The 20,573-nt window shown below is 47.2% G+C and carries 22 protein-coding genes and 1 pseudogene; 13 read left to right on the top strand and 10 right to left on the bottom strand.

Annotated elements, in window-relative coordinates:
- Positions 1 to 5: 5 nt before the first annotated feature.
- The 9 genes from H9I36_RS05395 to H9I36_RS05435 form a co-directional block, all read right to left on the bottom strand.
- Entirely contained in the window at positions 6 to 1,112 is a 1,107-nt protein-coding gene (locus H9I36_RS05395; protein ID WP_187384360.1) for a tetratricopeptide repeat protein, read from the bottom strand.
- A 97-nt stretch (positions 1,113 to 1,209) separates the two neighbouring features.
- Entirely contained in the window at positions 1,210 to 2,295 is a 1,086-nt protein-coding gene (gene ispG / locus H9I36_RS05400; RefSeq protein WP_187384361.1) for a flavodoxin-dependent (E)-4-hydroxy-3-methylbut-2-enyl-diphosphate synthase, read from the bottom strand.
- Positions 2,296 to 2,316: 21 nt separating this feature from the next.
- Positions 2,317 to 2,742 (bottom strand): V-type ATP synthase subunit K, encoded by a 426-nt coding sequence (locus tag H9I36_RS05405; protein WP_187384362.1) that lies wholly within the window; start codon positions 2,740 to 2,742, stop codon positions 2,317 to 2,319.
- 18 nt (positions 2,743 to 2,760) lie between these two features.
- A complete protein-coding gene (locus H9I36_RS05410; RefSeq protein WP_187384363.1) occupies positions 2,761 to 4,653 on the bottom strand; it encodes a V-type ATP synthase subunit I in 1,893 nt (630 codons plus the stop codon).
- Positions 4,650 to 5,252, bottom strand: coding sequence for a V-type ATP synthase subunit D (locus H9I36_RS05415; RefSeq protein WP_016520298.1), 603 nt, complete (start codon positions 5,250 to 5,252; stop codon positions 4,650 to 4,652). The genes H9I36_RS05410 and H9I36_RS05415 overlap by 4 nt, the downstream gene beginning before the upstream one ends.
- A gap of 3 nt (positions 5,253 to 5,255) precedes the next feature.
- Positions 5,256 to 6,554: a V-type ATP synthase subunit B gene (locus H9I36_RS05420; protein ID WP_187384364.1), complete on the bottom strand. Its 1,299-nt coding sequence runs from the start codon at positions 6,552 to 6,554 to the stop codon at positions 5,256 to 5,258.
- Between the two features lies 1 nt (position 6,555).
- On the bottom strand, positions 6,556 to 8,325 hold the full coding sequence (locus H9I36_RS05425; RefSeq protein ID WP_187384365.1) for a V-type ATP synthase subunit A: 1,770 nt from the start codon (positions 8,323 to 8,325) through the stop codon (positions 6,556 to 6,558).
- A complete protein-coding gene (locus tag H9I36_RS05430) occupies positions 8,322 to 8,858 on the bottom strand; it encodes a hypothetical protein (protein WP_187384366.1) in 537 nt (178 codons plus the stop codon). The genes H9I36_RS05425 and H9I36_RS05430 overlap by 4 nt, the downstream gene beginning before the upstream one ends.
- Positions 8,855 to 9,478, bottom strand: coding sequence for a V-type ATP synthase subunit E (locus tag H9I36_RS05435; protein ID WP_187384367.1), 624 nt, complete (start codon positions 9,476 to 9,478; stop codon positions 8,855 to 8,857). Before H9I36_RS05435 ends, H9I36_RS05430 begins: the two co-directional genes overlap by 4 nt.
- Before the next feature lie 240 nt (positions 9,479 to 9,718).
- On the opposite strand from H9I36_RS05435, the gene H9I36_RS05440 reads away from it, so the two are divergent.
- The 7 genes from H9I36_RS05440 to H9I36_RS05470 all read left to right on the top strand — a co-directional run bounded on the left by H9I36_RS05440 (position 9,719) and on the right by H9I36_RS05470 (position 15,628).
- Positions 9,719 to 10,507, top strand: coding sequence for an SDR family NAD(P)-dependent oxidoreductase (locus tag H9I36_RS05440; RefSeq protein ID WP_187384368.1), 789 nt, complete (start codon positions 9,719 to 9,721; stop codon positions 10,505 to 10,507).
- Between the two features lie 38 nt (positions 10,508 to 10,545).
- A complete protein-coding gene (locus H9I36_RS05445) occupies positions 10,546 to 11,184 on the top strand; it encodes a GNAT family N-acetyltransferase (RefSeq protein WP_187384369.1) in 639 nt (212 codons plus the stop codon).
- Positions 11,185 to 11,322: 138 nt separating this feature from the next.
- Complete coding sequence (locus tag H9I36_RS12870; protein WP_370586950.1) at positions 11,323 to 11,418, top strand: HTH domain-containing protein; 96 nt, start codon at positions 11,323 to 11,325, stop codon at positions 11,416 to 11,418.
- Positions 11,419 to 11,617: 199 nt separating this feature from the next.
- Positions 11,618 to 13,885, top strand: coding sequence for an AAA family ATPase (locus tag H9I36_RS05455; protein ID WP_187384370.1), 2,268 nt, complete (start codon positions 11,618 to 11,620; stop codon positions 13,883 to 13,885).
- Between the two features lie 18 nt (positions 13,886 to 13,903).
- Positions 13,904 to 14,209, top strand: a complete 306-nt coding sequence (locus H9I36_RS05460; protein ID WP_187384371.1) for a hypothetical protein — start codon at positions 13,904 to 13,906, stop codon at positions 14,207 to 14,209.
- 3 nt (positions 14,210 to 14,212) lie between these two features.
- On the top strand, positions 14,213 to 14,725 hold the full coding sequence (locus H9I36_RS05465) for a ClbS/DfsB family four-helix bundle protein (RefSeq protein WP_187384372.1): 513 nt from the start codon (positions 14,213 to 14,215) through the stop codon (positions 14,723 to 14,725).
- 33 nt (positions 14,726 to 14,758) lie between these two features.
- Positions 14,759 to 15,628, top strand: coding sequence for an SPL family radical SAM protein (locus H9I36_RS05470; RefSeq protein WP_187384373.1), 870 nt, complete (start codon positions 14,759 to 14,761; stop codon positions 15,626 to 15,628).
- Positions 15,629 to 15,665: 37 nt separating this feature from the next.
- Here H9I36_RS05470 and tyrS read toward each other — a convergent pair whose 3' ends face one another.
- Positions 15,666 to 16,910, bottom strand: coding sequence for a tyrosine--tRNA ligase (gene tyrS, locus H9I36_RS05475; protein WP_187384374.1), 1,245 nt, complete (start codon positions 16,908 to 16,910; stop codon positions 15,666 to 15,668).
- A 1,051-nt stretch (positions 16,911 to 17,961) separates the two neighbouring features.
- Here tyrS and H9I36_RS05480 point away from each other — a divergent pair.
- From H9I36_RS05480 to H9I36_RS05500, 6 genes and pseudogenes are all read left to right on the top strand, one after another.
- On the top strand, positions 17,962 to 18,795 hold the full coding sequence (locus H9I36_RS05480) for a hypothetical protein (RefSeq protein ID WP_187384375.1): 834 nt from the start codon (positions 17,962 to 17,964) through the stop codon (positions 18,793 to 18,795).
- Positions 18,785 to 18,922 (top strand): annotated as a pseudogene (locus H9I36_RS12875) (MerR family DNA-binding transcriptional regulator); the annotation flags it as partial. The gene H9I36_RS05480 and the pseudogene H9I36_RS12875, both read left to right, overlap by 11 nt.
- Complete coding sequence (locus tag H9I36_RS12880) at positions 18,923 to 19,144, top strand: MerR family DNA-binding protein (protein ID WP_255422683.1); 222 nt, start codon at positions 18,923 to 18,925, stop codon at positions 19,142 to 19,144. It abuts the pseudogene before it with no gap.
- A gap of 4 nt (positions 19,145 to 19,148) precedes the next feature.
- Positions 19,149 to 19,928 carry an SDR family NAD(P)-dependent oxidoreductase gene (locus tag H9I36_RS05490; RefSeq protein ID WP_187384376.1) on the top strand — a complete coding sequence of 260 codons (780 nt, stop codon included), beginning with the start codon at positions 19,149 to 19,151 and terminating at the stop codon, positions 19,926 to 19,928.
- 5 nt (positions 19,929 to 19,933) lie between these two features.
- Positions 19,934 to 20,233 (top strand): hypothetical protein, encoded by a 300-nt coding sequence (locus tag H9I36_RS05495; RefSeq protein WP_187384377.1) that lies wholly within the window; start codon positions 19,934 to 19,936, stop codon positions 20,231 to 20,233.
- Between the two features lie 67 nt (positions 20,234 to 20,300).
- Positions 20,301 to 20,513, top strand: coding sequence for a hypothetical protein (locus tag H9I36_RS05500; RefSeq protein ID WP_187384378.1), 213 nt, complete (start codon positions 20,301 to 20,303; stop codon positions 20,511 to 20,513).
- The last annotated feature ends 60 nt before the right edge of the window (positions 20,514 to 20,573 follow it).

The following is a 20,573-nucleotide window of genomic DNA, read 5'->3' on the forward strand; positions in this document are numbered from 1 at the left end:
GCCGCTCAAAAGTCGTTTGCAAGTTTCGCCGCCGCCCGTTTTTGCCAATAGCCGTCGGGAGACGAAGCGGCAAGTGCCGTATAGAGATCGAATGCAAAGCGTTCGTTTCCCGCTTTCCGCACGCAGTCGGCAAAATCAGAAAACCCTTTCCAAATCTGCCGTTCGGACGCCCAATCGACGATGTTGGGAAAACGCTTGATCTCCGTAAAAAGAAGGCTGAGGTTTCGATATTCGAATTCGGAATCCCGCGCTTTTACGGTATTGTGCATTTTCGTAAAAGCGGTAAGAGTTCCGAGCGCGAACGCTTTCAACGCTTTATCGGAAAAACCGCGCTCTTCGTAGTAGGGTGCAAGTTTAAAATACGCATCGAGGGCAGTATAATCTTCCGAGCGGAAAAGCGTAAAAAATTTTTCCATCGCGCCCGCTTCATTGTTTTGCACGATGAGCATAAATGCTCTTTCGAAGCTTTCATTTTTTAATAAACTGTCGCCGCTTACGATGAGAAGCAGATTTTTTTCATAGCTGTCAAAATCTTTTTCAATAAGCGCGATATCGGAAAGCTCGTATAAAATATCGTAGCGTTCGTCGGGAATATCGAGCAGCGCGGCATTCTGCCATGCGTTTAAAAGATATTGCTTTGCAAGGGAATACTCGCCTTCCAAAAAATAGATACGACCGATAAGACGATCGGCTTCGGGAAAAGAAAAGCGCGTCGAAACGTAGGAGACGAGGGCATCAGCAGAATTATTAAAAAACGCCCTCGTTTTTTTTCCGACATAGCGCTCGACGATTTCGACGGCGTCGTAGTCTTCACGCTTTTTGAGAACTGCGAGCACGTCGGAAAGTACGCCGTTCGCCTTTTGCACTTCGCGCGGTTTCAAAGCATACGAAAGCGTATCGGCTTCCCATGCGACGATTTCGCGCCGTGCTGTTTTCGCTTCGTTTGCAAGACGAAGCGCTTCTCCGTAATTTCCGTCATCGAATTCAACGCGCGCAAAACGGAAGAGTTTTACATCGCCTGCGAGATCGCGCGGCTTTTTGGGACGCACTTGTGCGCCGAGTGTCGAATATACGAGCAACAATGCGGAAAAAACAATTACAATCTTTTTCATAAGTCAACCGGTTCCGGAATTGAGAAAAACGGTTAAACGAAACACTGAAACAGCGTGTTTCATTTAACAACCGCTCAGTCGGTACAATCGATACGTTTTACAGCGTGTCCAATTCTTCTCTGAATACTTTATCGGCATCTTTTGCGTCGACGGTTCGCACTATTTTCCCTTTTTTAAATATGACGACTTTATTGCCGGAACCCGCTATCCCCAAGTCCGCGTGCTTTCCCTCTCCCGGTCCGTTTACGACGCATCCCATAACAGCGACGCTTATGTTTTTATCGATCGATAAAAGTTCTCTTTGCCATTTTTCGACAAAGGCGTGCACGTCGAATCCGATCCTGCCGCACCTCGGACACGAAATGAGCTTTACGCCTCCCTCTCTTTTTCCGCATTCTACAAGTATTTCGCGGCCGGCTATCACTTCGTTTTCGGGGGATGAGGAAAGGCTTACGCGGATCGTATCTCCTATGCCTTTTGAAAGCAGGGCACCGAAAGCGAGCGTGCTCTTTACGATGCCGGTGATGAGAGGACCTGCTTCCGTCACTCCGATGTGAAGGGGTATATCGTATTTTTTTGCAAATACTTCGTTTGCTTCGATCGTTTCACTTACCGAAGACGCTTTCATGCTGACGACAAACTGCGTAAAACCGAGTTCGTCGAATACGGCGGCTTCGCGCGATGCCGTTTCGGAAAGCGCTTCCGCCCTCGACATGGAAGCGGCCTCGACTTTCGCCGCAAGGTCTTTCGGAAAACTTCCCGTATTGACGCCGATTCTGATCGCAGCGTTTTTTTCGCGGCACGAAGCGACGACCTTTTCGACGTTTTCACGGGAACCTATATTACCGGGGTTGATGCGGATCGCGGCGACGTTGCCGCGAAGACATTCGAGGGCGAGACGGTAGTCGAAGTGGATATCGGCGACGAGGGGTACCGTACATTCGGCGGCTATCGCACAGAGTGCGCGCGCGCTTTCCATATCGGGAACGGCAAAACGCACGATATCGCAGCCTATCCCTTTGAGTGCGTGTATTTCTTCTACGAGTAAAGTGCGCTTTTCGGAATCGGCATCCAAACCGACGATGGATTTTTTCCACATCGTCTGTACCGAAACGGGAGCATCGCCTCCGACGGCAATGCGCTCCGTTTTACCGTTTCCGCCGAGATAGACTTTTTTCGTCATGCGCGCTTTTTGAAAGAACGCTTATCGGCAAAAACCGATGCCGAAGGCCATGACAAAGAGAGCGACCGTTTCGCAAAGACCGACGACCATGATATAGCTCGCAAAACCTTTGCCCGTCTCACCGAGGGCATCGGAACCCGCTGCCCCCGCCTGTCCCTGAGCGACGGCAGATGCGCCCATCGCGAGTCCTGCGGCAACGCCGAGCCCCAGCAAAAAGAGCGGATTTTGACTCGAATCGAGGATACTCCTCGTCAAAAGAAATCCGTAAATCGTCTGCGTCAGCGGCGCGCCAGCAAAGACGGTAAGGATAAAGGGCGCGGGTTTATTGTTTACGTAGCAGCGTTTCCATGCACCGATTGCGCCCTGACCGGCGATACCGATTCCGAACGCGGAACCGATAGCGGCGAGCCCCATCACGACACCTGCACCAAGCATTCCCAAATTCATAACAACTCCTAATTATTGCTATAACGCCGCTTCTCTGAACGGCTCATATTTATATCCCGACCACGACATACCGAGGTGGCTCGAAAATTCAAGCGTATTCAAGCGCACGCCGTGAACGATAACCGAAAGCACGTTCAATGCGACGTTGAGCCCGTGTCCCGTTACGAGCAGGAGGAGCGCGACGATGAAAAAAATCGCGTGACCCAAAAGCGGGCCCGCCATCGTGTTGACCGTGCTCGAAATCGCGCTGCCGGCCAATGCGACCGCCCACAGACGGATATACGACACGATATCCGAAAACACGTTTACCACTCCGAGCACGACCGAAATGATGTTTTTGCAGCTTTCAAGCACCGATCGCCCGATACTTCCGTCGTAATTCGAAAATACGAAGCTCATCAAAAAGCCGCCTCCGACGAGGGCGAGCGAAACGCGACCGACGGGAATACCGTACACGACTTTATCGAGCGAAAAGATTTCACCGCTGATGACGAGCATGAGCACGATGTAAAACATACCCCACAGCATGAGCATGGAACCCAAGTCGCCGATGCATTTCGGAGAGCGTATATCGTTTATAAAACACTTGATGTGAGCGACCGTGAGCTGCACGAGCGCAAGCGTAAAGCAAAACACCTGCAGATTTTGATCCGTCGTAAGGAGGCTTTGCACGCCGTCGTAACGATAAGCGTATGCCGAAGAAATCGGCGGAATCGAAAGAGAAGTGAGCCACGACGGAAGCTTGTCGGCTGCAATGCCGAACCACGTACACGTGAGCGTTCCCCACACGACCGTCGAAAAAGAAAGGAGCGCAAGAAGACTCATCATCGGATTCGTTTTTTTGCCTGCAGCCTTCGATTTGACCGTTACGGCAAGCGCAAGAGCGAGCATAATGAGCCCGTAGCCCGCATCTCCGAAAATCATGCCGAAAAAGATCGTAAAGAAAAACAAAAACCATCCGGAAATATCGAATTCGCGGTAACCCGGAACGGTGCCGAGAAAATCGGTGAGCGGATAGATGATGCTTACGAGCGGATTGTTTTTAAGCTTTGTCGGCGGATCGTCGGTCTCTTCGACTTCGCTCGAAGAAATCGCCCAGCCGTTTTGTTTTGCCGCCTCTTCCAAAGCGGAAAAGCCGTCGGACGGAACATAGCCTGAAAGCCATGCGAGATCGCTCTCTTTGCCTTCGTTTTCTTTTCCCATACCCGCATACACGTTTTCGAATTCGATTTCTTTTGCGAGCTTTTTCGCATACGAATCGATCTGTCGTCCATACACCGCCTGTGCCGAAAGTTCGGTTTCTATTTCACGGATGCGTTTTATATTGCCTTCGATTTGCTCGGAAAGTTTTTCCGTAGCGATTCTCGGAAGCGGCACTTCAAAGGCTTCGGGCGGAAGATTTTCAGGCCGCTCTTTTCCGATAAGCAAAAATCGTACGTCGCGCTTTCCGGTATTGACGAGCACCGTATCAATGGAATCGTCCAAAGCAGTGTATAAATCGGCCGGCATTTCGTACATCGAAAGCGCTATGCCTTTTTCGGAAAGATACGCGAAATCGTCCGGATCGACGCTGCCCCACTTTGCAAAGCGTTCGAGTTCGACGGTGTCGGCGCCGAGCGCATCGATGAGCGATTTTTTTTCGTCGAAAAGAGATGTGACCGTTTTGCTTTTTTCGGCGATTCCGGTTTCATCGAGGTTTTCGGCGCGGGATGTTTTCGGCGCTTTTATCTCGGAAAGGATCGCGTATGCGTTTTGCGCGCATGAAAAACTTTCTTTCAAAGCGGAAAGCTTTTCGCTTTCGCCTTCAAGGCTTTCCAAGTGCATGACGCCGAGCTTACGCAATTTTTCGAGCGCGTCTTTTTTTTCTTTTTCGAGAATGACGACGGAAACTTTTTTCATCGCTACGATCATTTCGCTTCAGCCTCCAGTTTCCGCTTCGATATCTTACTGCGCACGACTGCGGCGACTCTTTCATCGCCGAGGAACACGGATATCTTTCTGATATTTTCTTTCGCTTCGGGAATCTTCACTTTTTCGAAAAGGTTGACGCGCTGCGTCGTCGTGCGAAGCTCTTTCGAAAGGAGACGCACCTGTTCGTCGAGCACTTCGGCTTCCAAATCGAGTTCGAGCGCTCTTTCCATACGATCGGCCGCCATATCGATCCACACGGGCGTTTCGTAGAGATCGTACTCGGCTCTCGTAAAATCGGCACCTTCGTAAATCGGAATCTTCACGCCCGCGATATTGCCCGTGCCTTTTCGTATATTGCTTACGCGCACCGTATCGCGTCCGAAGGATTCGGCATCGGCGAACACGGCGATCCATTCGTCGAATTCCTTTTCGAGCGCTTTACGCGCATCGCGCACTTCACGCGCTTTTGCATCGATGGCGCGGATTTCGGTTTGGAGCTGCTGCTTTTTGAGCGTAAGCGTCGGAAGATAGCGCTGATACATTTTCAGCGCATCTTTTTGAATCTTTTGCTCGTTTTTCGTCAGCTTAATCTTCGCCATACGTCAATCCCTTTTCGGCCAATACTTATCGAGCAGTCCCGTTTTTATACCCGTTTCCTCTTTGTCGAAACAGTCGGCGAGAATCTTCCAGCCCGAATCGAGGGCGTCTTCGAGCGATATGTTTTTCGACAGATCCATCATTTCGTCTTCGAATTCTTTGCCGTATTTGATAAGCTTGTTGTCCCATGCGCTCATCATAAAGCCCATCGATTTTTTTTCAAGCGTATCTTTATACGAGGAATACAGGCGTATCATGCCGTCCATGAGAGCGCGATGATCGTCCCTGGTCTTTCCGTTGACGTTTTGCTTTAAGCGCGAAAGACTTCCGAACGGTTCGATGCGGCCGCCTTTGAGATAATACTGCCCTTCGGTGATATAGCCCGTATTGTCGGGCACGGGATGCGTTACGTCGTCTCCGGGCATCGTCGTCACGGCGAGGACGGTTACCGACCCCGCGCCTTCGAAGTCGACGGCTTTTTCGTAACGGGAAGCGAGCTGACTGTACAAGTCGCCGGGATAACCGCGGTTCGACGGAACCTGTTCCTGCGTGATAGCGATCTCTTTCATCGCGTCGGCGAAGTTCGTCATATCGGTCAAAAGGACGAGCACGTCTTTGCCCTGCAGCGCAAACTGTTCGGCGACGGCAAGGCTCAAATCGGGCACTTTCATGCATTCGACCGTCGGGTCGGCGGCCGTGTGGATAAACATGACGGTGCGGCTCATCGCTCCGCCGTTTTCGAGCGTGTTTTTAAAGTACAGGTAATCGTCGTACTTTAAGCCCATACCGCCGAGCACGATGACGTCGACTTCCGCCTGCATCGCAATGCGCGCGAGCAGCTGGTTGTACGGTTCTCCCGAAATGCTGAATATCGGCAGCTTTTGCGAAACGACGAGCGTATTGAACATGTCAATCATCGGGATACCCGTGCGGATCATGCGGTTTGCCATAATGCGCTTGGAAGGATTGACCGAAGGCCCGCCTATCGTTACGAGGTTGTCCGCAAGAGAAGGTCCCGAGTCGCGGGGAAATGCGGAGCCGTTGAAAATACGGCCGAGCAGATTTTCGCTGAAACTCACTTCCATCCGGTGACCGAGAAATTTAACGTGATCGCCCGTAGAAATGCCGCGGCCGCCGGCGAAAACCTGCAGCGACACGACTTCTCCGTCGATTTTATTGACTTCCGCAAGCGATTTTCCGAATCTCGTTTCGATTTCCGCGAGTTCTCCGTAGCGGACGTTGTCGGCTTTTACCGTGATGACGTTGCCGGTGATCGATTCGATTCGCGAATATATTTTATTCATATCATTCACCGTCCTTGAGCAGCGCCGCCGCTTCTTTTTGCAGTTTGCCGTTTTTTTGCGCGTAGAGTTCGTCGATCTTTTTTTCGATATCGGTAAACGAGTCGTCCTTCCACGTCGAATAGTTCCAGTCGATAAAGAGCTGACGCAGAGAATTGAAATACGAGCGCGCATCGTCTTTCGAATTCAAATCGAAATCGGATCCGAGTATGCGAAGCACTTTTTCGAGCGTATAGGTTTGACGTTCGACGCTGACCGAATTGTCGACTTCGTCGAACGAGTTTTGCTGAAAATACACCGAATCGAGAAAATCGCTTTTCAGATATTCGATATAATCTTCGGTCGTCGTTCCCTCTTCGCCGACGACTTTCATCATCTGATTGACTTCCTGTCCGCTTCTGAAGAGAGAGCGTGCGAAATCGACCCGGTCTTCGCGGATAACGCTTTTGTATTTCGACCACGAATTGAGCGGGTCGATCGCGGGGTATTTTCGGGCGTCGCTCCGCTCACGCGCGAGTCCGTGAAAAGCGCCGACGACTTTGAGAGTCGCCTGCGTAACCGGTTCGTCGAAGTTGCCGCCGGCGGGAGAAACCGTACCGCCGATCGTAACCGAACCCGTTTTGCCGTCGCGCAGGCGCACGATGCCCGCGCGTTCGTAAAAGGCTGCAATATAGGATTCGAGATAGGCGGGAAACGCTTCTTCACCCGGGATCTCTTCGAGGCGGCCGCTCATTTCGCGCAGAGCCTGCGCCCAACGCGAAGTGGAATCGGCAAGCAAAAGCACGTTGAGTCCCATCTGGCGATAGTATTCGGCAAGCGTAACGCTCGTATAGACGGACGCTTCGCGAGAGGCGACGGGCATGGACGACGTATTGCAGATGATGATCGTCCGCTTCATGAGCGATTCTCCGGTACGCGGATCGATGAGCTTCGGAAAATCTTTTATCGTTTCGACGACTTCGCCTGCACGCTCGCCGCAGGCTGCGATGATGACGATATCGACTTCGGCGTTGCGGCTCGTCGTATGCTGGATAACCGTTTTACCCGCGCCGAAGGGGCCGGGTATGCAATAGGTTCCGCCGAGCGCAACGGGAAAAAACGTATCGATGAGACGTATCTTCGTAACCATCGCGTCAGACGGAGCGAGGCGTTCGGCATAGCAGTCGACGGCGCGTTTTACCGGCCACTTGAACGTCATCGTAATCGTATGTGATTCGCCCTTTTCGTCTTCGAGGACTGCGATTTCATCTTGAATCGTGTACGATCCCGCAGGTGCGATTTTCTTTACGGTATAGGAGCCGTACATATCGAAGGGTACGAGAATCTTATGCGTAAAGGGGCCTTCGGGAACCGAGCCGACGGCATCTCCGCGGTATACGGCGTCTCCGACTTTTGCCGACGGCGTAAAATCCCACTTCGTCGCTTTGGAAAGAGGATCGACGTAGACGCCACGCTCGAGGAAAAATCCCGCCTGTTCCGCGACGAGCGGCAGCGGATTTTGCAAACCGTCGTACACTTGACCGAGCAAACCGGGACCGAGTTCGGCGCACAAAAGGTCGCCGTCGAATTCGACGGTATCGCCCGAACGTATGCCGTTCGTCATTTCGTAAATCTGCATTTGAGCGCCGTCGCCGCGAACACGGATGACTTCGCCTTTGAGCCGTTTGCCTTCGACGTTTACGTAGCCGACTTCGTTCATCGAAACGTTGCCGTCAAAGGCTATCGAAACCATATTGCCGTTGACGCCGACTACTTTCGCTTTAGTACCCGTCATATTGTTTCTCCCAGTATAGAATCGTACATAGTGCGGTATGCCAGAGTACCCGCTTCTTTATTGAATTTTTTGATGCGCGCAGTGAGCAAAAGCCGTATGCCGTACTCGTAGACGGCATCGACGGAAAAGATATCCAAAGGGCGAAGATTGTCGAGCACTCCGGTGCGGTATTCGTATAAAAATTTTTCCGCGGAAAGAGGGCTGTCCATACCGACTGCGGTGCGGGCTGCCTGCATAATGTCGGCCGTACACGAAGGGGGCACTTGCGGCGCATCGCGCTTCATCTTTTGCGCGCGGACTTGCGCGAGCGCAAAGCGGAGGCTCCGCTCCTTCTCGTACCACGCATCGAGAAATTTCGAACCGGTCGGAAAAGGCTCTTTCGGCGGAACGAGCGACAGTCCGTTTAAAACTTCGGTTTCCGCTTTCGACAGGAAGCGCGAACAGAGATCTCGGTAATAGCTTTCCGTTATCGCAAGCGATCGCTCGGCATTTGAAATGTCGGGCAGCTGCGAAACGAGGTAATATTGCTTCACGCGTTTGTTCCTTGAACGGCGCCTTTTAAGATGGCTGCAGTGCGCGGATTGACGTAGGCTGCAAACAATTCGGCAAGGGAATCCGAAGAATAATCGTAAAATGCCCTGCCCTCTTTAACTCCGATCCTGAAACCGCCCGCGAGCGTTTTATCGCTTTTGAGCACGAGCCCCTTTGCGATTTCGTCTTTGAGCGCGGAGGTGAGAGCCGATTCGAGTTCTTTCAAATCCTTTTCGGAAAGCAAAACGGAAAGCTCTTCCGCGTCGGCGTGCTTTGTCCACGCTTTTACCGTTTCGGGAATAAGATTTGCGAGCAGCTCTTTCGAATACGCTTTCGCAGTTTCCGTCTTAATAATCCTGTCGAGCTCGGCCGTGAGGGAATCGCGGAACGATAAAATCATATTGCGTCCCGCCTGCGCTATCGCGTCTTCGCTCGCTTTTTCCATGCGCTCGGTTTCGGCTTTCGCATTTTTGATGATGCCGTCGGCTTTTTGCTCCGCATCGGAAACGACGGCTCTCGCTTTTTTTTCAGCGTCGGCGAGTATCTGCTGGGCAGCCGCTTCCGCGCTTGCCACTCCGTCTTTTTTTATTTTGTCGATCAATTCCTGCAACTGGACATCCATATAACCCTCGCTGTCTCGGTAAAATAAACGATACGCTTATCATACATCCAAATGCAATTTAATACAATGCCCCGTCAATGACGAGAAAGCGCTGCCGACGGGGCGTTGCGGGGTGTCCCCGCTGGAAGGGGCAGCGCGCAACGAAGTGCGCGCGAGGGGAATGCTTTCCCCCTTATTAAATTTCGGCGCGTATTCGGAATCGTAATTGCCCGGAAAACGCTTATCGTTTATACTGAACGCATGAAAAAAATCGGCATCGTCACCGGAGCGAGTTCCGGCATGGGAGAAGAATTCGCGCTCGAGATCGCACGGCAAAAAAAGTGCGACGAAGTCTGGCTCATCGCGAGAAGAAAAGAACGGCTCGATGCGCTGTGCAAAAAAATCGAAGCGGAAAAAAGCGTCGTCCCCCGCCCCGTCTGCATGGACATAAGCGGGCGCGAAGGCGTCGAACGTTTTGCAAAGCTGTTTGAAAAAGAGGGGGGCGATTTTACAATCGGCATACTCGTCAACAACGCGGGTTTCGGCACCTACGGTCCCTTTTCGGAAACCGACGTCATGCGTGAACTCGATATGATAGACTTGAACTGCACGGCGCTCACCGGCCTTTGCAGCGTATCGCTCCCGTACATGACAGAGGGATCCATCCTCATCAACACGGCAAGCCTCGCCTCTTTTTCGCCGCTCGGAAATTTTGCCGTCTACGCCGCGACGAAAGCCTACGTGCTGAGCTTTACGCTTGCACTCGCAGCCGAAGTGAGGGATCGCGGCATACGGGTGTGTGCGCTCTGCCCCGGATCCGTGAGCACCGAATTCGCGGAAGTCGCGTCGAACGGAGCGCGTAAAGAAGTGCTGCACGGCGTCGCGGCCGACAAAACGGTCGCACACTGTTTAAAACGCGCGGAACGCGGAAAGAAAACCGCGCTCATGACATGGAAGTGGAAACTTTTCGCCGCAGCGAGCCGATTGCTCGACCGCTATGCAGTCGCACGCTTTACGTACAAACATTGGAAACGCCCGTATAGGAAATAGGATGGGTACGGGCGGCGGAAAACGATAAGGAAACATCAATGAATAAAAACGACTGTATCATTCGTTTGGAAAAGAAAGAGGAATACCGAAAAGTTGAAAACCTTGTACGCGAAAGTTTTTGGAATGTATATCGTCCGGGATGTCAAGAGCACTATATTCTACAACAGCTGCGGAATGATCCCGCATTCGTTCACGAGCTTGATTTTGTGATGAAAAAGGACGGCAAACTCATCGGGCAAAATATCTTCGTCAGAGCAATGATTAAAGCCGACAACGGGAATGACATTCCGATTATGACGATGGGTCCGATCTGCATTACGCCGGCGTTACAGCGAAAAGGTTACGGAAAGATTCTGCTTGACTATTCCCTTGAAAAGGCGAAAGAACTCGGCTACGGAGCCGTGTGCTTTGAAGGCACTATCGATTTTTACGGTAAGAGCGGTTTTTCTTATGCGAGTGCATACGGCATCAGATATCACGGATTACCGGAGGGAGCGGATGCGTCCTTTTTCCTTTGCAAAGAATTGATTCCGGGTTATCTGTCCGATATTACCGGAGAATATACCGCACCGAAAGGATACTCAGCCTGCGACGAGTATCCGAATGAATTTGCAGTATACGAGGCGGGCTTTCCGGACAAAGAAAAACGAAAGCTTTCCGGACAGATTTTCGATTAAAATTATTTATTTATAGGAACCCGTCTGGTTTTTATGCTTTACTTTTACCGATATGCGCTCGGAACGGCTTTTTGAAATTCTCTTTATTTTCCTTAACAAAAAACGAACGACAGCTCATGAACTCGCAAAAAATTTGCAGTGTCGCTGCGTACTGTTTACCGCGATATAGATATTTTAAGCTGTGCCGGTATTCCGCTTTATACGATGCAGGGTACGGGCGGCAGAAAACGATAAGGATACGGCAGATGCGGTTAAGTGCTACGCTTGACAAGATACTTGGTGCGCAAAAAAAGCAGCTAATACTTGTCTTCCGATTCTAACAAACGATTTTTGCAGCGGTGCATTGACAATTTGGATAAGTAGATAAATACTGTTGTATATGGAGCATACGGAACGAGGAAGGATGAGGGGAAAATTATGGAAGGGGAGATAGATGATTACTGAAATTACGATGAAAAACGTCGCGACTTATAATCAGGTTGGTGTTAAAATTGAGGGCTTAAAACGGCTCAATTATTTTTTTGGAAACAACGGTTCCGGAAAATCTACAATAGCAAAATATTTGCAATCGCTTGTAATTGATGATCCGGAAAACAAATACTCATCATGTCTAAAAGACAACTATAACCCTATGCAGGAAGAAATCCTTGTGTTTAACCAAGATTTTGTCGAGAGAAATTTTAGGCAGAGCCAAACTCTAAAAGGTGTTTTTTCATTAAATCAAAAGAATGCTGAAATTGATAAGCAGATAAAAGTAAACGAAGAAGCTATTACTAATAAACTTAAAACAAAAAATGAACTTGAAGAAAGAAATGACATTCTTGACAAGCAAAAAATACAACATAGAAAAGAATTGACTGATAAATGCTTTGGCAAAAGAAAGATTTTTAGTTCCTTTTTAAGAATACAGCTCGATCACAAGGGAAGTGCGAAAAATAATTTAGAAAAACTTGAAACTATTATTCAGAACAATAGTATTGTAAAACCAGAGTTTAGGACTCTAAATGATTTATATAAAAAACTTTATGAGGATAATTTAAGCAACATTGATATTTCACTTGATATACAGTTGTTTGATGAGCTATTGCAAAAACATAATGAACTATCAGTATTATTACAAGAAGTTATTGTAGGTAAAGAAGATGTACAGTTAGCAAAATTGATAAATGAATTTGGTTTAAAATCTTGGGTTGCACAGGGCAAAGTATTTCTCGAGAAGACAAAAGTCGTATGTCCATTTTGTCAAAAAGAAACGATAGACGACGATTTTATTTCACAATTAAATGATATTTTTGATGAATCATCAAAACAAAAGATAGATAAAATAAAAAGTGAAAAAATTATTTATGAGAATACATTCAAAAGGGTTTTGCAAAATATTCAAGCCGTATATGAAAAATACAATGTGAAAAACATTGTTTCAAATCTACAAATGAGCTTAAAAACTATTTATGATACTAACTTAAAAATAATAAGTGATAAAATCAATGCACCGAATGAAAGGAAAACACTTGGTGATATAACAGAATCATTTAAAGATATACTATTAAAAATTAATAAGGAAATAGAAAATAATAATAATCTTGTCAGCTCTCTTGATACTCAAAAAAAGTCTTTAGGAAAACAAATATGGGATTACATTGCTCTTGACTGCAAAGACGATATTTTGAAATCTCAAAAGGATGTTGAAGAGACTAATGGAATTATCACTAAAAATAAAGCTGAAATTGAGAAACTGCTAACGGAAATGCAACAATTACAACAAGAAAATACTGCTCTAAGAGGAAAAACTGTTAATACTACAGAAGCTGTTTATAATATAAATCAAATTTTAAAAAACTCCGGTTTTATGGGCTTTGAAATCAATGAACAAAATAAAGAAAATAATATCTCCCGGTATTATTTATCAAGAAATTCAGAAGTTCTTGAGGAGAATATATTTAATAGTTTGAGTGAAGGAGAAAGCAATTTTATTTCGTTCTTATATTTCTACCAACTTTGTTTAGGTACCACGGATATTCAGGGGAGTTCTGAAAAAAAGAAAATAATTGTTATTGACGACCCTGTTTCAAGTATGGATAGCCAAGTACTGTTTATCGTTTCAACATTAATAAATAGGTTGATAGAATACAAAGGAAAAACAGAAAAGCAAGTGTTCTTAAATGGCAATTTTGAACAAGTTTTCATATTAACTCATAATTATTACTTTTATAAAGAAGTTGCAATGCAAAAACGACCGATATGTAAATCCCAACAGCATTATTTAGTCGAAAAAAGTGAGATCAATGAAACATATATAAAACAACGTGAATATAAAGAATGCGATGACTATGCATTGATGTGGCAAACAATAAAAGAAGCAAAAGGGAAATTACCTGATGCTAACAAGGAACAAAATATTTTGCTCGCAAATTTATTTAGACGTATTTTAGAAAGCTATGCCAACTTTATAGGGCTTGGTACGGATGCTTGGGCAACTGTTTTAGTAGATGATAATAAAGATACTATCGATCATTATTTGAAAGTTGCTTTTATTTCAATGATCAATGATGAAAGTCACAAGGTCTCACCCTTTGATAATTTTTATTTTCAGAAGATTCATAATGCTAATCCATCGAAGTTATTTGAAGTGTTTGAATCAATCTTTAATACTATTGGGAAAGAGCATTACGATAGGATGATGGAAACCAATAAGTTATAATCAACACGGAGCCCCATTATGTCTTACGAAACGGTTATTGAACAAGTAAAGATACTTCCGGAGCCACTTTTGGCATCCTCCCACTTATTAACTCATCATAAGAAAACACCAATGAATAAAAACGCTTATATTATTCATTTAGGAAGAAAAGAAGAATACCGCGAAACTCAAAACCTTGTATGTAAAAGTTTTTGGAATGTATATCATCCAAGATGTCAGGAGCGCTATATTCTAAGACAACTACGAAATAATCCTACATTCATGCACAAATTCGATTATGTAAGGAAAAGCCTCCGTGCAGGCACAAAAAAACAAGAGGAATAACCAATGCCCAGACCTGCGACAAAGGCCGATTTAATTCAAGCTTCAAACGAACAATTTGCAAAGCTGCGGACTTTAATCGACGGAATGACCGACAAAGAAAAAGCCGCCGATATCTTTCCGAACGAACGCGATAAAAACGTGCGCGACGTTTTGGTTCACTTGTACGAATGGCACTGTCTTTTGCTGAATTGGATACGGTCAAATACAAAAGGAAAACCCGCCGCCTTTTTGCCTGAGCCCTATAATTGGAAAACCTATCCTGCAATGAACGTCGGATTTTGGAAAAAGCACCGGGAAACGTCGTATGCCGTCGCCGAGAGCATGCTGAAAAAAACGCACAAAGAGGTTATGGCGCTTATCGAAACGTTTTCCGACGAAGAACTTTTTTCCAAAGGCGCTTTCGATTGGACGGGCACGACGACGCTCGGCAGTTACTGCGTTTCGGCAATGTCGAGCCATTACGATTGGGCAATCAAATGCTTGAAAAAGGCGTTGAAAAAATACAGGGAAAAATGAAATATCCTGCAACCGGACTTTCAGGAATAACAAATGCACTTTGTTCAAGTAAAAGGAATTTTATCGGGTAAAAACGGCATGAACTTATACCGCGGCTGTACGCACGGGTGTATTTATTGCGACTCGCGAAGCGAATGCTATCGGTTTGCGCACGATTTTGAAGACATAGAAATAAAGGAAAACGCGATAGATTTGCTCGAAGACGCTTTGAGCCGGAAACGCAATAAGTGCATGATCGGTACGGGTTCTATGACCGACCCGTATATGCCGCTTGAAGAAAAAATCGGCATGACGCGGAAAGCGATGGAAACCGTATACCGCCGCGGTTTCGGTTTTACCCTCATAACAAAATCTCCGCGGGTACTGCGAGACCTCGATCTTTTGAAGGCCCTACACGAAAGGGCGAAATGCGTCGTGCAGATGACGCTGACAACATACGATGACGCTTTGTGCAAAATACTCGAACCGAATGTCGCCGTTACAAGCGAACGATTTGCGGCGCTTAAAACCCTGCGCGATGCGGGCATTCCCACTGTTGTGTGGCTCACGCCGATTCTTCCGTTTATCAATGATACGGCGGAAAACATCGAAGGTATTTTGCGCTATTGCATCGAAGCAAAAGTGATCGGCGTGATCTGCTTCGGCATGGGCGTAACGCTGAGAGACGGAAACCGCGAATATTTTTACAAAAACCTCGATAATTTTTTTCCCGGCTTAAAAGAAAAATATATCCGATGCTACGGCAACAGCTATTCCCTTATGAGTGCGCACAATGCGTGCCTTATGAATTTATTCCGCACACGGTGTAAAGAAAACGGTATCGAAACGAATACCGATAAAATATTTTCGTATTTGTCGGCTTTTGAAGATAAACAAACTGGCGCGCAGTTGATGCTGTTTTAACATCGCGCGGTGTTCCCGTGATCCGCTCCCCGCCACTTTATTTTACGATAACGCGGATGATCCTCTTTTTGCCCGCTTTCAAAATAAACTCGCCGTCCTCATCCGCTTCTTTTATCGTGATGAGCGCGTGAATGTCTTTTACGACTCGTCCGTTTACCTGCGCGCCCCCCTGCTCGATGAGGCGGCGGTTGTCGCTCTTCGACGTACCGGGCTGTGCAATTGCAAAGAGATCGACTACTCCGATCCCCTCTTCGATCGCCTGCTTTGCGATTTCCGCCGTCGGCATGTGCGCTTTGTCACCTTCTCCGCCGAATGCGGCCTTTGCGCCCGAAAGCGCTTTGTCGGCTTCGGCTTTGCCGTGAATTACGGCGGTCGCTTCGTATGCAAGCCGCTCTTTCGCTTCGTTGATATTGCCGCCGCAGATTTTATCGATTTCTTCGATACTCAAAAACGTAAACAGCAAAAGGAATTTGCGCACGTCCGCATCGGCGACATTCCGCCAATATTGGAAAAAATCGTACACGCTCGTGAGCGAAGCGTCTAGGAAAACCGCGCCGTGTTCGCTCTTGCCCATCTTTTGTCCGTCCGCGCGCATGATGAGCGGAAAGGTCAAACCGAAGCATTCGTGTTCGATATTTTTTTCCGTCGTGCCGCCGAGCTTTCTCCGGATCAAATCGACGCCCGCAGTGATATTGCCCCACTGGTCGTCGCCTCCGATCTGCAAAATACAGCCGTGCCGTTTGTGCAGCATGAGAAAATCGTAACTCTGCAAAAGCTGGTAATTGAATTCGATGAACGAAAGCCCCCGCTCGAGCCGCATTTTGTACGCTTCGAACGACAGCATTTTGTTGACGGAAAAACAGGAACCGATATCGCGTAAAAAATCGATATAGTTCAAATCCGCAAGCCAATTTTTATTGTTGTCCGAAAACGCCGTCTTGCCGTCGAAACCGATAAAGGCGTCGAGCTGTTTTTCTATGCGCGCGACGTTTTTGTCGAGCTCTTCATACGAAAGCATTTTACGCATTTCCGTTTTGCCGCTCGGATCCCCTATGCGCGCAGTCCCGCCGCCGATGAGCGCGATGCCGACATTCCCCGCAGAACGCAAATACCGCAGCGCAAAAAACGGAACCATGTGCCCGATGTGGAGACTCGGCCCCGTCGGATCGCAGCCGACGTAAAAAGTAATGGGACCCGAGTCCATGCGGGAAGAAAGAGAATCGATATCGGTACATTGAGAATAAAATCCCCGCGCTTTCAATTCGGCAAGCGTGCTGTTCATACGTCATCCTTAATTATTAAAATCACATTTTCAAAAATACGTTTTCGATTTTATATGATTGAGGGGGTTAAGACAAGAGCGAAAAAATCCGAGCAGTGCGCGACTTGCAACGAGCACGAAGTGCGAAGTTCCCCGCGCAGGATTTTTTCGCGTCTCCCATAAAAGAAAAACGCGCCAAGCGTTTTTCAACTCTCGACTTAAAAAATAATTCCGAGCAGTGCGGAGGAATTATGCGCGTCTCCTATAAAAGAAAAACGGTTCAGCCGTTTTTCACCTTCGGACTTAAAAAAATAATTTCGAGCAGTGCGGAGAAATCGCGAGCGTGTTAATAAAAGAAAAACGGCTTGGCCGTTTTTCGCCTCTCGACTTCATCGAGCAAATCCGAGCAGTGCGCAACTTGCAACGAGCGCGAAGTTCCCCGCGCAGGATTTTTTTCGCGTCTCCTATCACACAGCGCGCCGTAAACGTCGCACTGTGTGTGTCCTCATAAGGAATTGCAGTCGGCTTTCATACCTTTTATTACATCCGAAAGGATGAGGTATAAAAGCCTCCGCACGGATAAAAGAAAAACGGTTCGGCCGTTTTTCAACTCTCGACTTAAAAAATAATTCCGAGCAGTGGCCGTTCGCGGCTTTCCAAAAACTTCAGTTTTTGGAAAGTTTCCTTGATTTACACTATGTGATGTTTAAAATTAAGTCATTGCGATATAAAGACTTAATTTTAAACTCGACAGGCTGTCGAAAAAGTAACCGACTTTTGAGACAGCCCGCTCACTACCGTATTTTTGTTGCGCAAAAATACGCGATCAGTCTGCAAAGCTGCGACACGGCATCCGTGCCGTGCATTGAATAAAGCGAAGTTCCCCGCGCAACTTGCAACGAGCGCGAAGTTCCCCGCGCAGGATTTTTTTCGCGTCTCCTATCACACAGCGCGCCGTAAACGTCGCACTGTGTGTCCTCATAAGGAATTGCATTTTTTCCCAAAACCTCTTGCCTTGAACCTAACTTCAAGGTTTATATTATTAAAAGATACATAAATTAGGAGAACTTATATGAATAAAATTCACATCACAAGTATTTTTTTAATCGGTACGGCGGTTTTGGCAAACTGTAATCTTTTTACAAAAGAGCATCTCGAAATAAAAAAATTAGCTTCATCGCTTTCATCCCCTGTCGGAATGGCTTTTGACAGCAAAGGCTATCTGTACATTGCAAACTGGAGTGCAAGGCGAATTGACCGTTACCGTTCGGGAAAAATCGAAACGGTTATAAAAGACATTCCCTCGCCCTCATGTTTTGCAATCGACAGCAAAGATACCTTATATGTTGCAACTTACAGCGGGGGTGTAATCTACAAAGTGCAAAACGGTAAAAAAAGCAATTTTATTTCAGGGCTCAGTGTTGTTGCAGGCATAGCCTTTGATGATAACGGAAACCTGCTTGTCGCCGAGCGGGGCAAAAGCAGAGTTCTTTCCGTATCGCCTGAGGGAAAAATTTCGGTACTTGCCGACAAGGGCTTGACCACCCCTGTTGCAGCTATTCAGACGGGTAAAGACCGGTATGTCATTAACGACATCACCGGAACAATCTATCTCTACCAAGCAAAAAATGCCAAGTTCACCGTTTTAAGCAAAACACTCAATGCTCCCGCAGCGGGGCTCATTCTCGATCCGTTTCAGCCTGATTCCGTTTTGACCGTCGATTACGGCGGCACGGGGCTCTACCGCATTTCGCTTACGGACGGAAAAACCGAGCAGCTTACCGATAAACCTATTTCTCCTGTTGGGCTTATTGCCGACACCGGTTCAAAGGAACTGTACATCGCAGCATGGGGAGATAATTCGCTCTATAAAATTACACTACAAAGGAGCCACCATGACGATTAAAGAATTTGCTTTTAAACTCGGCGTAAGCGATTCGGCGCTACGCTACTATGAAAGAAAGGGAGTATTAAAGCCCATCCGCAGAAGAAAAAACGGGTATCGGGAATTTACGGAAACGGACATCGCATGGATGGAATTTGTTTTCCGCTTAAAAGCAACCGGTATGCCGATAGCTCAAATAGTCGAGTTTGCCGAACTTCGCGAAAAGGGAAACACCACCGCACCCGAGCGGCTCAAAATGCTTCAAGAACACGAAAAACGGCTTTTAGCGGAACTTGAAAACAAAACACACAGCTTAGCAAAAATCCGCGAAAAAATCGAATACTATAAAAAATTAGCAATGAGGAGGTAAAAAGATGAAAAAATACGTAGTTATCACAGGTGCAAGTTCAGGCATCGGATACGAAGCGGCAAAGCGGTTTGCACAGCGCGGGAAAAATATCGTTGCGGTTGCACGAAATGAAGAAAAGCTCGCAAAGCTAAAAGCCGAAATTACCGGCATGGTTAATCCGCCTGTGGAGGTCATCATCAAAACGTACGACCTTACCCAAAAAGAAAATATCTATGCCGTATACAATTCCGTAAAAGACTTGGATATTGAAGCATGGATAAACAATGCGGGCTTCGGCGATTATTGCAGTGTGGGAAATCAAAACCTTGCAAAAATGGAAGATATGCTGAGCCTCAATATAGAAGCCGTTGCGCTTTTTTCAGCTTTGTATGTGCGGGACTTTGCAGACAAAGAACATACGCAACTTATCAATGTGTCTTCCGTCGGCGGGTACACGATTGTTCCGACAGCGGTTACCTATCGCGCAACAAAGTTTTTCGTCGCCTCTTTTACCGAAGGCTTAAGCCGCGAGTTATCCGCAGCGGGAGCAAAAATGAAAGCAAAGGTTTTTGCCCCTGCCGCCACAAAAACAAATTTCGGCAATATCGCCAATGACATCACAAACTACGATTACGACAAGGCATTCGGAAAGTATCATTCATGCAAACAGGCTGTAGACTTTCTCATGCAGCTGTACGACAGCGATAAACCGCTCGGCATAGTAAACAGAGAAACCTTTGAGTTCAGCCTATCCGATTACCGCTTTCCTTATGTCCAAAAACCGCAAACCTTACAAAAGGTGTAGGAGTGATGAGGTTTCGCAATATCTGTACCGCCGACGGTACGCTTTTTCTTGATGACAAATCGTATAAGGTGTTTTATAATGTGGGTGCCTACGGTAAAGAAGATGAGCCTGAATTGAGCGCATTGTTGCAGTATCTTTGCGAGAGGCGGGCGACGAGCGGTTTTACACAGCACATCGATGCGCTTGTCGAAAAAGCGAAACGGAACGAAAAGTTTAGGAGTACGATTATTGAACGTGTGCGCTCCCGCGCACGGCTAAAAACTTTTTCGGATGTTGATTCGAAGTCCGCGAAAGCGGACACGTAGAATCGGTTCTTTGCAGAACGAGCCGGAGGCTCTAGCATCCTGCAAAAGTTTTTATAGGAGTACGTATATGTCGTTGAATATACGGGAAGATGATTTACGCATGGCAGGTGAAAAGATCGGTTTTGAACGGGGAATACGCAAAGGTCGACGCGATGGTATTACTGCGGGATCATATCAAGCAAAACGGGAAACGGCAAAGCTGATGCAGCGAGAAAGCTGTTCTGTCGATTTTATACAGCGGATGACCGGTCTCTCGGAAGCGGAAATCGAAAATTTATGAGCGTTTCCTATCATACAGCCATTTCTTGACGCAAACCGCAGTTTGGCGTTATATACTTAC

The sequence above is a fragment of the Treponema sp. Marseille-Q4130 genome (assembly GCF_014334325.1).
Taxonomy (GTDB): domain Bacteria; phylum Spirochaetota; class Spirochaetia; order Treponematales; family Treponemataceae; genus Treponema_D.

What these genes read in the sequence shown, in the direction of transcription:
- H9I36_RS05455 (WP_187384370.1), top strand. Translation starts at nt 11,618, where the DNA reads ATGATTACTGAAATTACGATGAAAAACGTCGCGACTTATAATCAGGTT.
- H9I36_RS05445 (WP_187384369.1), top strand. Translation starts at nt 10,546, where the DNA reads ATGAATAAAAACGACTGTATCATTCGTTTGGAAAAGAAAGAGGAATAC.
- H9I36_RS05470 (WP_187384373.1), top strand. Translation starts at nt 14,759, where the DNA reads ATGCACTTTGTTCAAGTAAAAGGAATTTTATCGGGTAAAAACGGCATG.
- H9I36_RS05425 (WP_187384365.1), bottom strand. Translation starts at nt 8,325, where the DNA reads ATGACGGGTACTAAAGCGAAAGTAGTCGGCGTCAACGGCAATATGGTT.
- H9I36_RS12880 (WP_255422683.1), top strand. Translation starts at nt 18,923, where the DNA reads ATGGAATTTGTTTTCCGCTTAAAAGCAACCGGTATGCCGATAGCTCAA.
- H9I36_RS05435 (WP_187384367.1), bottom strand. Translation starts at nt 9,478, where the DNA reads ATGGATGTCCAGTTGCAGGAATTGATCGACAAAATAAAAAAAGACGGA.
- H9I36_RS05480 (WP_187384375.1), top strand. Translation starts at nt 17,962, where the DNA reads ATGAATAAAATTCACATCACAAGTATTTTTTTAATCGGTACGGCGGTT.
- H9I36_RS05500 (WP_187384378.1), top strand. Translation starts at nt 20,301, where the DNA reads ATGTCGTTGAATATACGGGAAGATGATTTACGCATGGCAGGTGAAAAG.
- H9I36_RS05465 (WP_187384372.1), top strand. Translation starts at nt 14,213, where the DNA reads ATGCCCAGACCTGCGACAAAGGCCGATTTAATTCAAGCTTCAAACGAA.
- H9I36_RS05395 (WP_187384360.1), bottom strand. Translation starts at nt 1,112, where the DNA reads ATGAAAAAGATTGTAATTGTTTTTTCCGCATTGTTGCTCGTATATTCG.
- H9I36_RS05490 (WP_187384376.1), top strand. Translation starts at nt 19,149, where the DNA reads ATGAAAAAATACGTAGTTATCACAGGTGCAAGTTCAGGCATCGGATAC.
- H9I36_RS05415 (WP_016520298.1), bottom strand. Translation starts at nt 5,252, where the DNA reads ATGGCGAAGATTAAGCTGACGAAAAACGAGCAAAAGATTCAAAAAGAT.
- tyrS (WP_187384374.1), bottom strand. Translation starts at nt 16,910, where the DNA reads ATGAACAGCACGCTTGCCGAATTGAAAGCGCGGGGATTTTATTCTCAA.
- H9I36_RS05420 (WP_187384364.1), bottom strand. Translation starts at nt 6,554, where the DNA reads ATGAATAAAATATATTCGCGAATCGAATCGATCACCGGCAACGTCATC.
- H9I36_RS05410 (WP_187384363.1), bottom strand. Translation starts at nt 4,653, where the DNA reads ATGATCGTAGCGATGAAAAAAGTTTCCGTCGTCATTCTCGAAAAAGAA.
- H9I36_RS05440 (WP_187384368.1), top strand. Translation starts at nt 9,719, where the DNA reads ATGAAAAAAATCGGCATCGTCACCGGAGCGAGTTCCGGCATGGGAGAA.
- H9I36_RS05405 (WP_187384362.1), bottom strand. Translation starts at nt 2,742, where the DNA reads ATGAATTTGGGAATGCTTGGTGCAGGTGTCGTGATGGGGCTCGCCGCT.
- H9I36_RS05495 (WP_187384377.1), top strand. Translation starts at nt 19,934, where the DNA reads ATGAGGTTTCGCAATATCTGTACCGCCGACGGTACGCTTTTTCTTGAT.
- ispG (WP_187384361.1), bottom strand. Translation starts at nt 2,295, where the DNA reads ATGACGAAAAAAGTCTATCTCGGCGGAAACGGTAAAACGGAGCGCATT.
- H9I36_RS05460 (WP_187384371.1), top strand. Translation starts at nt 13,904, where the DNA reads ATGTCTTACGAAACGGTTATTGAACAAGTAAAGATACTTCCGGAGCCA.